11 protein-coding genes are annotated in these 13,225 nt (G+C 73.6%); 8 read left to right on the top strand and 3 right to left on the bottom strand.

Annotated features, from left to right (window positions below):
• The first annotated feature begins 28 nt into the window (after positions 1-28).
• Genes O2W16_RS01655 through O2W16_RS01665 form a run of 3 tightly spaced genes read left to right on the top strand, consistent with a single transcriptional unit; the run spans position 29 to position 2,383 of the window.
• Entirely contained in the window at positions 29-1,303 is a 1,275-nt protein-coding gene (locus tag O2W16_RS01655; protein WP_269157057.1) for an NAD(P)/FAD-dependent oxidoreductase, read from the top strand.
• A gap of 55 nt (positions 1,304-1,358) precedes the next feature.
• Positions 1,359-2,000, top strand: a complete 642-nt coding sequence (gene lipB / locus O2W16_RS01660; protein ID WP_269157058.1) for a lipoyl(octanoyl) transferase LipB — start codon at positions 1,359-1,361, stop codon at positions 1,998-2,000.
• The gene (locus O2W16_RS01665; protein WP_269157059.1) at positions 1,997-2,383 is read left to right on the top strand and encodes a PPOX class F420-dependent oxidoreductase; all 387 of its coding nucleotides are present in this window, start codon (positions 1,997-1,999) and stop codon (positions 2,381-2,383) included. The genes lipB and O2W16_RS01665 overlap by 4 nt, the downstream gene beginning before the upstream one ends.
• A gap of 132 nt (positions 2,384-2,515) precedes the next feature.
• Here O2W16_RS01665 and leuS read toward each other — a convergent pair whose 3' ends face one another.
• A complete protein-coding gene (gene leuS / locus O2W16_RS01670; RefSeq protein WP_269157060.1) occupies positions 2,516-5,440 on the bottom strand; it encodes a leucine--tRNA ligase in 2,925 nt (974 codons plus the stop codon).
• 610 nt (positions 5,441-6,050) lie between these two features.
• Here leuS and O2W16_RS01675 point away from each other — a divergent pair.
• On the top strand, positions 6,051-7,178 hold the full coding sequence (locus O2W16_RS01675) for a CDP-glycerol glycerophosphotransferase family protein (RefSeq protein ID WP_269157061.1): 1,128 nt from the start codon (positions 6,051-6,053) through the stop codon (positions 7,176-7,178).
• Positions 7,179-7,180: 2 nt separating this feature from the next.
• Positions 7,181-8,002: a phosphocholine cytidylyltransferase family protein gene (locus O2W16_RS01680; protein WP_269157062.1), complete on the top strand. Its 822-nt coding sequence runs from the start codon at positions 7,181-7,183 to the stop codon at positions 8,000-8,002.
• 69 nt (positions 8,003-8,071) lie between these two features.
• Here O2W16_RS01680 and O2W16_RS01685 read toward each other — a convergent pair whose 3' ends face one another.
• The gene (locus tag O2W16_RS01685; protein WP_269157063.1) at positions 8,072-9,001 is read right to left on the bottom strand and encodes an LLM class F420-dependent oxidoreductase; all 930 of its coding nucleotides are present in this window, start codon (positions 8,999-9,001) and stop codon (positions 8,072-8,074) included.
• A gap of 206 nt (positions 9,002-9,207) precedes the next feature.
• Here O2W16_RS01685 and O2W16_RS01690 point away from each other — a divergent pair, with 206 nt between their 5' ends.
• From O2W16_RS01690 to O2W16_RS01700, 3 genes are all read left to right on the top strand, one after another.
• A complete protein-coding gene (locus tag O2W16_RS01690; RefSeq protein WP_269157064.1) occupies positions 9,208-10,548 on the top strand; it encodes a hypothetical protein in 1,341 nt (446 codons plus the stop codon).
• Between the two features lie 103 nt (positions 10,549-10,651).
• Positions 10,652-11,650 carry a lipoyl synthase gene (gene lipA / locus O2W16_RS01695; RefSeq protein WP_269157065.1) on the top strand — a complete coding sequence of 333 codons (999 nt, stop codon included), beginning with the start codon at positions 10,652-10,654 and terminating at the stop codon, positions 11,648-11,650.
• Positions 11,651-11,735: 85 nt separating this feature from the next.
• Positions 11,736-12,599: a DUF4191 domain-containing protein gene (locus O2W16_RS01700; RefSeq protein WP_269157066.1), complete on the top strand. Its 864-nt coding sequence runs from the start codon at positions 11,736-11,738 to the stop codon at positions 12,597-12,599.
• Positions 12,600-12,678: 79 nt separating this feature from the next.
• On the opposite strand, the gene O2W16_RS01705 is transcribed toward O2W16_RS01700, so the two are convergent.
• Entirely contained in the window at positions 12,679-13,098 is a 420-nt protein-coding gene (locus O2W16_RS01705) for an RDD family protein (protein WP_269157067.1), read from the bottom strand.
• Positions 13,099-13,225: the final 127 nt, after the last annotated feature.

Consider the following 13,225-nt stretch of genomic DNA (forward strand, 5'->3'; position numbering starts at 1 on the left):
CCGCCCCGGGACCGCTTAGGTTCGGGCCATGTCGCTGCCATACCGTGCCGAGGTCGTCGTGGTCGGTGCGGGGCTGGCCGGGCTGAGTGCGGCCACCCGGCTGGCCGCGGCTGGCCGCGACGTCCACCTGGTCGACGCCGCCCAGCACCCGGGCGGTCGGCTGTCGACCTCCCGGGTCGACGGCTTCCTGGTCGACCGCGGCTTCCAGGTGTTCAACACCGGCTACCCACGGGCCGCCGACCTCGACCTGCCGGCGCTAGACCTGGGCTGGTTCTGGACGGGCGCGGTGGTCCGGGTCGACGGACGCGCCCACCGGGTGGTCGACCCCCGCCAGCACCCGGCCACCGTCGTGGACACCCTGCGGGCACCCCTGGGCGGGCCGGTCCGGGCGGCCGCGCTCGCCGCCTTCTCCGCCCGGGCCGGATACGCACCGGTGTCCCGGTTGCTGGCGGCCCGGGAACGCAGCGCCGACGAGGCCCTCCGTGCCGCCGGTGTCGGTGAGCGCGCCCTCGAGGTGTTCCTGCGTCCCTTCCTGGCCGGCGTCCTGTTGGAGGACCGCCTGGAGACCTCGAGCCGCTACCTGGACCTGGTCTGGCGCAGCTTCGTCCGGGGCCGGGTCGGCCTCCCCGCCGGTGGGATGCAGGCGATCGGCGAGCAGCTCGCCGGCCGGCTCCCCGCCGACCGGGTGCACCTCGGCGTCCGCGTGACCGGCGTCGAGGGTGCCTCGGTGCGCACCGACGGCGGCACCACGACCGCCGACGTCGTCGTGGTGGCGACCGACCCCGACACCGCTGCGGTCCTGCTCCCCGGGGTCGAGGCGTCGGCGCCCCGGCAGGTGACCACGCACCTGCACGTGCTGCCGGAGTCGCCCTGGTCGGCGCCGCTGATCGTGCTCGGGCAGCCCCGTGGTCAGCTGGTGAACAGCGCAGTGGTCTCGGACGCGCAGCCGGCGTACAGCCCCGACGGTCGGGCGCTGGTCGCCAGCTCGACCCTGGCGCCGACCCGGGAGCCCGACGTCCGCGAGGAGGTGGCACGCCTGCACGGTGTCGCCGCCACCGACCTGGAGCACCTCACCACCGTCACGGTGACCGGGGCGCAGCCGGCGGCGACTCCCCCGCTGCAGCACCGGCGCCCGGTCGACCTGGGCGGTGGGCTGTTCGTCTGCGGAGACCACCGCGACACCCCGTCCATCCAGGGTGCGATGGCCAGCGGGGCCCGCACCGCGCGGGCCGTGCTCCGGCACCTCGGCGCCCCGCTCCCGACGACCACTGCCCCGACCACCGCCGACCCGGGGGCCGGCTGAGCACGGGTGGGCGGTCGGGCACACGCGCCGCGGTGCACGGCATACGCTCGGCGGCATGAGTGAGCTGGTGGTCGTTCGAGCAGGTCTGGTCCCCTACGAGCAGGCCTGGGCGCAGCAGCGTGAACTGCACGAGCAGCGCGTCGCCGGCACAGGCCCGGACACGATGCTGCTGCTGGAGCACCCGCCGGTCTACACCGCGGGCAAGCGGACCGAACCGCACGAGCGGCCCTTCGACGGCACCCCGGTGATCGACGTCGACCGCGGCGGCAAGATCACCTGGCACGGTCCCGGCCAGCTGGTCGGCTACCCGATCGTCGCGCTGCCCGACCCGGTCGACGTGGTGGCACACGTACGCCGGCTGGAGCGGGCCCTGATGGAGGTCTGCGGCTCCTTCGGTCTGGCCACCGAGCAGGTCGAGGGGCGCAGCGGAGTGTGGGTCCGGGCCGACGAACGCGGGCCCGACCGGAAGATCGCCGCCATCGGCGTCCGGGTCGCCCGGGGCGTCACCATGCACGGGTTCGCGCTGAACTGCGACCCGGACATGGCCGCCTTCACCAACATGGTGCCGTGCGGCATCCCCGACGCCGGGGCGACCTCGCTGAGCGTCGAGCTCGGCCGCGACGTCACCGTCGCCCAGGTCATCGACACGGTCGAGACCGCGATGCGCCGCGCGCTCACCCGCACCCCCGTCGCGTGAACCGGCTCCCCACCAGCCGGTACGTCAGCCTCACCACGTTCCGGCGCACGGGCGAGCCGGTGGCGACCCCGGTCTGGGCAGCCCCCGACGGCGATGCGCTCGTTGTCTGGACGCGGGCGGACTCCGGCAAGGTGAAGCGGCTGCGGCACACCAGCCGGGTCACCGTCGCCCCTTGTGACATGCGCGGTCGGCTCGAGGGCCCGGCCGTCGACGCTGTCGCCGAGTTCCTCGACCGAGCCGAGTGGTCCCGTGCGCGGGGTGCCCTCGCCCGGCGCTACGGCTGGCAGTGGCGGATCACCTACGGCACCTCCCGCATCGCGGCGCGGGTCACGCACCGCGGACGGGAACGCCAGACGATGATCCGCATCACCCCCGCCGCCTGAGGCCCCTCGGCCCCGCGCCGGTCTCCCCACACCACTGTCTGTCCTCCCGCACCAACGCTGGTGCGGGAGGACAGCGTTCGATCAGGTCACCTGATCACTGCTGGCCACGGCCGCGGAACGGCGGGTCGGTGATCAGCCCAGGACGAAGTTGACCAGCCGGCCCGGCACCGCGACCACCCGGCGCACGGTCGCGCCGTCGAGGTAGCCGGCGATCCGCTCGTCCGCCCGGGCCGCCGCCTCCAACGCCGCGGCGTCCGCGTCGGCCGGCACGGCCACCTGCGCCCGGACCTTGCCGTTGACCTGGACGGCGACCTGCACCGTCTCGTCCACCAGCCACGTCGGGTCGGCCACCGGGAAGGACGCCCAGGCGACGGACCCGGAGTGCCCCAGCCGGGCCCACAGCTCCTCGGCCAGGTGCGGGGCCAGCGGCGCGACCAGCAGCACCAGCGACTCGGCGACCGAGCGGGGCACCGGCGTCCCCGGCGGGCAGGCCGAGGTAAGGTGGTTGGTCAGCTCGGTGATCCGGGCGATGGCGATGTTGAACCGCAGGGTCGTCATGCCGTCGCGCACGGCCTCGATCGCGCGGTGCAGGGCGCGCGAGGTGTCGTCGTCCGGCTCGACGTCGGCGGCGCGCACCGCGCCGGACTCCTCGTCGACGACGACCCGCCAGACCCGCTGCAGCAGCCGCTGCGAACCGACCACGGCCTTGGTCTCCCACGGCCGGGACTGGTCCAGCGGCCCGGTCGACATCTCGTAGACCCGGAACGTGTCGGCCCCGTACTGCCCGATCATCTCGTCGGGGGTGACCATGTTCTTCAGGCTCTTACCGATCTTCCCGTACTCACGGTTGACCGGCTCGCCCTGGTAGAGGAACTGGCCGTCCTCCTCGACCACCTCGGCGGCCGGCACGTAGAAGCCGCGGGCGTCGGTGTAGGCGAAGGCGGAGATGTAGCCCTGGTTGACCAGCCGGCGGAACGGCTCCTCGCTGGACACGTGGCCCAGGTCGAACAGCACCTTGTGCCAGAACCGGGCGTACAGCAGGTGCAGCACCGCGTGCTCGACGCCGCCGACGTACAGGTCGACGCCGCCGACGTCGCCGGGCTCCCGCGGGCCCATCCAGTAGGCCTCCAGCTCCGGGTCGACGAAGCGCTCGTCGTTGCCCGGGTCCAGGTAGCGCAGGTAGTACCAGCAGGAACCGGCCCAGTTCGGCATCGTGTTCGTCTCGCGGCGGTAGCGCCGCGGACCGTCGCCCAGGTCCAGCTCCACCGTCGTCCACTCGGTGGCCCGGGACAGCGGCGGCTCGGGCTGGGAGTCGGCGTCGTCGTCGGCGAAGGTCTTCGGTGAGTAGTCGTCGACGTCGGGCAGCAGCACCGGCAGCATCGACTCCGGGACGGCGACCGGCAGGTCGGCGTCCTCGCCGTCGACGGCGTAGACGACGGGGAACGGCTCGCCCCAGTAGCGCTGCCGGCTGAACAGCCAGTCCCGCAGCTTGTAGGTGGTCGTGGCCTCGCCGGCGCCGGTGGCGACCAGCCACTCGGTGACCTTGGCGATCGCGGCGGCCTTGTCCAGCCCGTCCAGGGACAGCTGTTCGTTCGAGCTGTTGATCATCGGCCCGGTGCCGGTGTACGCGCCGCCGTCGAAGTCGGCCGGCGGCTGCACGGTGCGGACGACGGGCAGCCCGAACTCACTCGCGAAGTCCCAGTCGCGGGCGTCCTCACCCGGCACCGCCATGATCGCGCCGGTGCCGTAGCCGGTCAGCACGTAGTCGGCGATGAAGACCGGCAGGTGGCCCTGCGTCAGCGGGTTGCGCGCGGTGACGCCCAGCCAGACACCGGTCTTCTCCCGGCCCTCGGCCTGCCGGTCCAGCTCCGAGCGTCGGGAAGCCTGCCGCTGGTAGGCGGCGACCGCCTCGGCCGGCGTGTCCGCGCCGGCGGTCCAGCGCGGGTCGGTGCCCTCGGGCCACCGGTCGGCGGTCAGCGTGCCGACCAGCGGGTGCTCGGGGGCCAGCACCAGGTACGTGGCGCCGAACAGGGTGTCCGGCCGGGTGGTGAAGACCTCGACGGTCTCGCCCGACACGGGGAACCGCACCCGGGCGCCGGTCGAGCGGCCGATCCAGTTGCGCTGCATCTGCTTCAGCGAGTCCGACCAGTCCAGCCGGTCCAGGTCGGTCAGCAGCCGCTCGGCGTAGGAGGTGATCCGCATCATCCACTGGGTCAGCGGACGGCGGAACACCGGGAAGTTGCCCCGCTCGGACCGGCCGTCCGGGGTGACCTCCTCGTTGGACAGCACCGTGCCCAGCCCGGGGCACCAGTTCACCGGCGCCTCGCGCCGGTAGGCCAGCCGGTGCGCGTCGACGACCCGGCGGCGTTCCACGTCGGACAGCTCCGCCCAGCTACGGCCCTCGGGCAGCGTGCCCTCGGCCGGCTGCCGGGTGCCGGCGTCCAGCTCGGCGACCAGCTCGGGGATCGGCCGGGCCTTGCCGCGGCCGCCGTCGGCGGACTCGTCGAACCAGGCCTCGAAGATCTGCCGGAAGATCCACTGGGTCCACTTGTAGTAGCCCGGGTCGATCGTGGCGAAGGTGCGGCGGGTGTCGTGGTCGACGCCCAGCCGGCGCAGCTGCGCGCTGATCGCGGCGATGTTCGCCTCGGTGGTGACCCGCGGGTGCTGCCCGGTCTGCACGGCGAACTGCTCGGCCGGCAGGCCGAAGGCGTCGTAGCCCATCGGGTGCAGCACGTTGTGGCCGTCCATCCGCAGGAAGCGGCTGGTGACGTCGGTGCCCAGGTAGCCCAGCGGGTGCCCGACGTGCAGCCCGGCACCCGAGGGGTACGGGAACATGTCCATCAGGAAGGCCTTGGGCCGGTCGGCCACCCGGTCGAAGCCCTCGCTCAGTCGGCCGACCGGGTTGGGCGTGTGGTACGTGCCCTCGGCCTCCCACCGGTCCTGCCAGGCGAGCTCGATCTGCTGCGCCAGCGCCGGGGTGTACCGGTGCGGCGGCACCCCGTCAGCGGTGGGCCCCTCGGTGGATGGCTCGGTGTTCTGGCTGGCCGTCTGGCTCATCGTCGGTGCTCCCACGGGAAGGATCTGGCGGCGGACAGAAAAAGACCCCTCACACAGGAGGGGTCGCCGTGCTGGTCTGGATCAGGTCAGATCAGCACGGCTGGGGAAGCAGGAGTCCGCCGGTCACGGAACCGATCCTAGCGCGCCGCCACGGCCCCCCAGCTCGACGGCGGGGTCCTCCAGGCCGTAGCCTGCAGTGGCTCGACTGCGGACGGGCGAGGAGATCCAGCGGGGACGGCCCCGGCGGGACGACCGCTGCCCGCACGCACCGGGACGTCGAGGTCCACCGGGACTCAGCAGCGCCGCTCGGCACGCGGCAGCGCGACCGGAGGACCAGCCCCGGTGCAGGCCGGGTGCACCGCCGCCCCGAACCGGTGCAGTGCCGCACCTGGACGCACCTGGACGCACCGCAGCAGGACGCACCGCACTGCCCCGCTGGCGGCCAGCCGAGGTCACATCCGTCGCCGGCCGGTCGCCGCGCACACGCACTGGTCGAGCCGGACCGACGGAAGAGGAGTGAGTGCATGACAGAACGCCCAGGCCCGCAGCGGGCCACGAGGCGCACCCGATGCCGGGTGATCGCCCCCTCCTCCATCCGGGGCCGACGACGGTGAAGGTCGTCTTCAACAGCTTCGGTGGCCGCTACAACGACAACCCGCGGGCCGTCTACGAGGCCCTCGTCGCGCGCGGCACCGAGATGGACGCCGTCTGGCTGGCCCGCCCCGAGCTGCGGGGCGACTTCCCGGCCGGGGTGCACACCGAGGAGCACTGGGGCCCCGGCGCCCGGGCGGCCCTGGAGTCCGCCGACGTCATCGTCTCCAACGACGGCCTGTCCCGGGAGTGGGACAAGCAGCCGACGACGACCTACCTGCAGACCTGGCACGGCACGCCGCTCAAGCGGCTGCACCGGGACGCGGTCTGGGCGCCGGAAGGCCGCCTGGAGATGGTGATGCGGGACATCGCCCGCTGGGACCACCTGCTCTCCCCCAACGCGGCGAGCACACCGCACCTGCGCAGCGCCTTCGGTTTCGACGGGCCGGTGCACGAGACCGGCTACCCGCGCAACGACGTGCTCAGTGCGCCGGACCGGGACCGCCGCCGCACCCGGGTCCGGGAGGCCCTCGGGATCGCCGAGCACGTGACGGCGGTGCTCTACGCGCCGACCTGGCGGGACGACCTGGTGCTCAGCGACGACGGACCGGCGCACTCCTTCCCCGTCGACCTGGGCGACCTGGCGCGTGGCCTCGGACCGGACCACGTACTGCTGGTCCGGCTGCACGCGATGGTGTCCGACCAGCTGGTGGTCCGCGGCCCGGCGCCGCTCGTGGACGTGTCCCGGCACCCCGACATCAGCGCGCTGTACCTGGCCGCCGACGTCCTGGTCACCGACTACTCCTCGACGATGTTCGACTTCGCCGTCACCGGGAAGCCGATCGTCCACTTCACCTACGACCTGGAGCACTACCGCGACGACCTGCGGGGCTTCTACTTCGACCTCGCCGAGATCGCCCCGGGCCCGCTGCTGACCACCAGCGACCAGGTGCTGGCGGCCGTCGCCGGGCTCGGCGAGCGCCCATGGGAGCCCTCGGCGCGGTACAACCGGTTCCGGGAGCGCTTCTGCTCCCTGGAGGACGGTTCGGCCACCGAACGGGTGCTCCAGCTGTTCTTCCCCCCGGACGGCCACCCCGGCCGGCCGGGCACCACCCCCGTGCCCACGAACGACGAACCGAGGAGATGAGCATGCGCACTGCTGACCCGATCCTGACCGGGGGCCGCGATCAGCGGTCGCGTTCCCTGGTCTCCGTCCCCGCCGCCGAGCCGGTCACCCTCGCCCCCCAGGTGGTCGTGCTGGCCGCCGGCATGGGCACCCGGCTGGGCCGCAAGCTGCCCAAGCCGCTGACGCCGCTGATGGACGGCCGCAGCATCATGCAGCAGCAGCTGGACGGCATCCGCGCCGTCTTCGGCCACGCCGTCCCGATCACCGCGGTGGTGGGCTACCGGGCCAAGGCGGTCATGCGCGCCCAGCCGGACCTGCTGTTCGCGTTCAACCCCGACTTCGCCGTCACCAACACGTCGCAGAGCCTGCTGCGTGCCCTGCGCAGCTCGCAGTCCGGCGGCGTGCTCTGGATGAACGGGGACGTGGTGTTCGACCCCGCGGTGCTCGACCACGCCGCCCCCCTGGTGCAGGCGGACCAGAGCTTCGTCTGCGTGGACACCTCCACGGTCGCCGACGAGGAGGTCAAGTACACCCTCGACGGCGACGGGTTCATCCGCGAGCTGTCCAAGACCGTGGCCGGTGGCCTCGGCGAGGCGGTCGGGATCAACTACGTCTCCGGAGCGGACAAGCCGGCACTGATCGAGCAGCTGGCGGCCTGCGAGGCCTCCGACTACTTCGAGCGCGGCATGGAGCTGGCGATCCGGCGGTCGGGCGTGCGCTTCCAGCCGCTGGACATCTCCCGGTTCTCCGCCGTGGAGATCGACTTCGACGACGACCTGCAGCGGGCGAACACCTGGCTGGGCTCGCGGGCGGCGCTGGAGCCGTTCGCCTCCGAGCTGGGCTGAGGCCCCGGCGCCCCGCCCGCCCGCATGGCCGGGCGGGGCGCCGCTGTGCTCACCTCAGCTGCGCTGTGCTCACCCCAGCTGAGGGGCGACCTCGGCCGCCACCAGGTCCAGGTGGTCGAGGTCGGACAGGTCCAGCACCTGCAGGTACACCCGGCTCGCCCCGGCCTCGGCGTACCGGCCGAGGGTGTCCACGGCCTCGGCCGGCGTACCGGCGACCCCGTGGGCCCGGAGGTCCTCGACGTCCCGGCCGATGGCGGCGGCGCGGCGGGCCAGCTCGGACTCGTCCCGGCCGACGCACAGCACCAGGGCGGAGCTGCGGACCAGCTCGCCGGGATCGCGGCCGACCTCCGCGCAGGCGTCCCGGACGCCGGCGAACAGCCGGGCGTTGTCCTCGACGGAGGCGAAGGGGACGTTGAACTCGGCCGCGTACCTCGCCGCCAACCGCGGGGTGCGCTTCTTGCCGCTGCCGCCCACCAGGATCGGGACGCCGCCGGGCTGCACCGGCTTGGGCAGCGCCGGGGAGCCGGACAGCTGGTAGTGCTCGCCGGAGAAGTCGAAGGTCTCCCCGACCGGAGTGCCCCACAGGCCGCTGATGACGGCGAGCTGCTCCTCGTATCGGTCGAACCGCTCCCCCACCTCGGGGAACGGGATGCCGTAGGCGCGGTGCTCGGCGGCGAACCAGCCCGAGCCGATGCCCAGCTCCACCCGCCCACCGCTCATCTGGTCGACCTGGGCCACCGAGATGGCCAGCGGGCCGGGCAGCCGGAAGGTCGCCGCCGTCATCAGGGTGCCGAGCCGGATCCGGGAGGTCTCCCGGGCGAGACCGGCCAGGGTCACCCAGGCGTCGGTCGGGCCGGGCAACCCGTCCCCGCCCATGGTCAGGTAGTGGTCGGACCGGAAGAAGGCGTCGAAGCCGGTCTCCTCGGTGCGCCGGGCCACCGCGAGCAGGTCGTCGTAGGTGGCGCCCATCTGGGGTTCGGTGAAGATCCGTAGCTGCACCCCCAAGACGCTAGTCAGCGGAGCTGTCCACTGCTGGTCAGCGGAGCTGTCCGCTGCTGGTCAGCGGAGCTGTCCACGGCTGGCCGGCCGGCACCCGTCTGCCACCCGATTCGGGTCTCCCACCGGACCGCGTCGGGGTTCGGGGTGTGCCCGGCGGCGCCAACGGGCAGGATGATCGCCGAAGCGATCAACTCGGAGGTGCTGGAGTGTTCCGCAAGAAGAGCTCGACAGAGGTCATCGGGACCGAGTTGCAAGAGGGGTTCGCCCACATCGGAGCGGCGGTCACCGAGGCCCGTCGGGCGACGGCGGAGCAGCTCGCCCCCCAGGTGGCAGCCGCGACCAAGGCCGCCCAGAGCGCCTACGCCGCGGACGTGGCCCCTCGGGTCGGGGCAGCCGTGGCTGTCCTCGCGCCCCAGCTGGACGCGGCCAGGGAGGTGCTCGTCCCGCGGCTGGAGGCGGCACAGAAGACGCTCGCGCCGCGCATCGACGCGGCCCAGAAGGCCTACGAGAAGGACCTGGTCCCCCGCCTGGACGCGGCGACCCGAGCCGCCCGGGCCAACCTCGAGGTGGCGGTGGCCTCTGCGGTCCCGCGGCTCGAGGCCGCCCGCGAGGCCAGCGGCCCGGCGTTCGAGGCCGCTGCCAAGGCGACCCGGGCCAACCTGGAGACGGCGATCGCCGCCGCGGCACCGCGGATCGAGGCCGCTCGCGGGGCGGCCGGCCCCGCACTGGACAACGCCCGGGCCGGGCTGGCCAGCGGCGTCGAGGCGGCACGTGCCCAGCTGGACGCCCGCAGCGCCGAGTTCACCGCCGGCGCCGCGACCCTCGGTGCGGCCACCGCGAAGCAGGGCGACAAGGTGCGCCAGGACGCCACGGCTGCCGCCGAGGCGGCCCGTGCCCAGGCCGCCCTGCGGGTCGCGGCGGTGCGCGCCGCCGCCGAGACCAACCGCAAGGCCGCCGGCAAGAAGGCCGACAAGCTCGGCAAGAAGGCCGACAAGCTGTCCAAGAAGGCGGCCAAGCGGCGCGCCGAGCTGGAGAAGGCCGCCGGCCGGGCCAGCAAGGAGGCCAGCAAGCGGACCGCGAAGACCGTCACGTCGGTCAAGCGGCGGGTCGGGGTCGAGCCCACCCCCCGGCGCTGGCCGTGGGTGGTCGGCGTCCTCGCCGTCCTGGCTGCGGTCGCCGTGGTGCTGCGCAAGACGACGAAGTCGACCGACTCCTGGACCCCGGCGCCGACCGGCGATGGTCCCGTGCCCAGCTACCGAGAGGACCCCGTGCCCACGTCTCCCAGCACTCCCGCAGGCGGAACCGAGAGCCCCGAGGCCCAGGGCAAGACCGTCTCCACGGCCGAGAACGCCGTCGGGGACGCGACCCCGCCCGACAGCGACGTGGGCGCGCAGACCGCCCAGCCGGCGTCCGGCTCCGACGAGCCCAGCAACCAGAGCCGGCCGGACTCCGCCACCGGCACGAAGGACGCCGGTGACACCCCGTCGAAGACGGCGGGCCCGGCCGACACCCCGTCCAGCCTGGGCAAGATGCCCAGCGAGGACTGATCTCCCGCAGCACCCCGTCTCGAGGGCCCAGCCGATCCGGCTGGGCCCTCGAGCCGTCTCCGGGCCCCGGAGCCGCGGCCGGCACGGGAGTACCGTGCTGGACATGAGCCTGGGCATGGAGGAGGCAGCCACGACTGCAGGGCCGGAGGCCCCGGCGACGTCCTCGCCGATCGAACCGGCCGGCCGCAAGCTGCTGCGCCTGGAGGTCCGCAACAGCCAGACGCCGATCGAGCGCAAGCCCGAGTGGATCAAGACCAAGCTCAAGACCGGCCCGGAGTACACCGAGCTGAAGTCGCTGGTGAAGCGCGAGGGCCTGCACACGGTGTGCGAGGAGGCCGGCTGTCCCAACATCTACGAGTGCTGGGAGGACCGCGAGGCCACCTTCCTCATCGGCGGCGACCAGTGCACCCGGCGCTGCGACTTCTGCCAGATCGACACCGGCAAGCCCGCCGACTTCGACGCCGACGAGCCCCGCCGGGTCGCCGAGAGCGTGGCCACGATGGGCCTGCGCTACGCCACCATCACCGGCGTCGCCCGTGACGACCTGCCCGACGGCGGCGCGTGGCTGTACGCCGAGACGGTGCGCCAGATCCACCAGCAGATCCCCGGCTGCGGTGTCGAGCTGCTCATCCCCGACTTCAACGCCGAGCCCGACCAGCTGGCCGAGGTGTTCTCCTCCCGGCCGGAGGTGCTGGCGCACAACGTGGAGACGGTGCCGCGCATCTTCAAGCGGATCCGCCCGGGCTTCCGTTTCGAGCGTTCGCTGTCGGTGATCACCGCGGCCCGCGAGGCCGGGCTGGTCACCAAGTCCAACCTGATCCTGGGCATGGGCGAGGAGCCGCACGAGGTCGTGGAGACCATGCAGGCGCTGCACGACGCCGGCTGCGACCTGCTCACCATCACGCAGTACCTGCGGCCCAGCGTCCGGCACCACCCGGTGGTCCGGTGGGTCAAGCCCGACGAGTTCGTCGGCTTCGCCGCCGAGGCCGAGCGGATCGGCTTCCCCGGCGTCCTGGCCGGCCCGCTGGTGCGCAGCTCCTACCGCGCCGGCCGGCTGTACCAGCAGGCCGCCGAGGCCCGCGGGCTCACCGTCACCCGCTGAGTTCGTCGCTCGACCCGCGACAGGGGCCCCGCCGCGAGCCCGCGCGTGGCGGGAGGTGACCGGTCCTCGGACTATCCTGGGCCGCATGGCACGCAGCAGGTCCACCGACACCTCCGCCCCCGCCGGCGCCGCAGGCCGCGGCCCGGCCGGCGCGCCGCCCGGGCGCGGCACCAAGGGCTCGACCGCGGTCGGCGCACCTGCCGCGACGGGCAAGGGCCGGCGGGGCAAGAAGCCCAAGCTGGGCAAGGACGGGCAGCCGAAGGCCTCGCGGCTGGCCAAGTTGAAGAGCCAGGCCGGGATGATCCGGCAGGCCTACTCGATGACGTACAAGAACGACCCGAAGCTGCCCTGGATCATGCTCATCGTCTTCGTGGCGGTGGCCGGCGTGGTCGAACTGGCCGGCATCCTGCTCAGCTCGCCGTTCCTGTTCCTCCCGTTCGCGATCCTGCTCGGCCTGCTCGGGGCGATGATCGTCTTCGGCCGCCGGGCGCAGGGGTCGGCCTACCGGCAGGTCGAGGGCCGGCCGGGTGCCGCGTCCTGGGTGCTGGAGGGCATGCGCGGGGACTGGCGGGTCAGCTCTGGCGTCGCCGGCAACCGGGAGCTGGACTCCGTCCACCGCGTGCTCGGCCGGCCGGGCATCGTGCTCGTGGGTGAGGGCGACCCGCAGCGGGTCCGCAGCCTGATCGCCGCCGAGAAGCGCCGGATCGCCAAGGTCGTCGGCGACACCCCGATCTACGACGTGACGGTCGGCGACGGCGAGGGCCAGGTGCCGCTGAAGAAGCTCAGCGCCCACGTGATGAAGCTGCCGCGCAACCTGGACGGCGGCGAGGTCAACGCCCTGGGCAAGCGGATGTCGGCACTGGGTGGCCCGCGCCCGCCGGTGCCGGGTGGGCCGCTCCCCGGCGGCCGGCAGATGTCGGTCAGCCAGCGGCAGGTCCGCCGCCGCTGAGCCGCTCCCCACGCACCGCAGAACGCCCCCGAGCCGGTCGGCTCGGGGGCGTTCTGCGTGTCCGGGGGGGCGAGCGGGGTCAGTCGCGGATGACCGCGGTCCCGGTCCACCGGTCGTGCAGGCCGCGGCCGTCGACGTCGACGACCAGCGCCGGGACCAGCAGGATGAGCAGCCCGGTGCGCACCACCGCCCGCCAGAGCGGGAGTCGCCGCTCCGCCTCCGGGTGGGCCAGCCGCAGACCGAGCAGACGCATGCCCGGCGTCTGGCCGGCCAGCACGAGGAAGACCACGGTGATCAACGCGAAGGCCAGCAGGCTCCAGTTGCGGGGCAGCTGCGGTGCGGTGAACAGTCCGGCGATCAGCGCCGCGGCCAGCGCGTCGACGGCGAAGGCGACGACCCGCTGCCCGAAGGACGCCAGCGAGCCGGGGCCGGTGCCGGGCAGCCCCAGTGCGGCGCCCCGGGGGCGCTCCTGAGAGGGTTGAGCGTCGTCGCCGGCCACTCCCCCAGCGTAGTGAAAGGACCTCCTGCCTCTCGCCACTCGCACGCTCGCAGCGGGTGACGGCAGGAGACCGACGCGACACGCCAGGGGCGGTGTTACCGCGACGAAACACAAGAGACACCCCGGA

Origin of the sequence: Modestobacter sp. VKM Ac-2984, from assembly GCF_026967985.1 — a bacterium.
Lineage (GTDB): Bacteria > Actinomycetota > Actinomycetes > Mycobacteriales > Geodermatophilaceae > Modestobacter.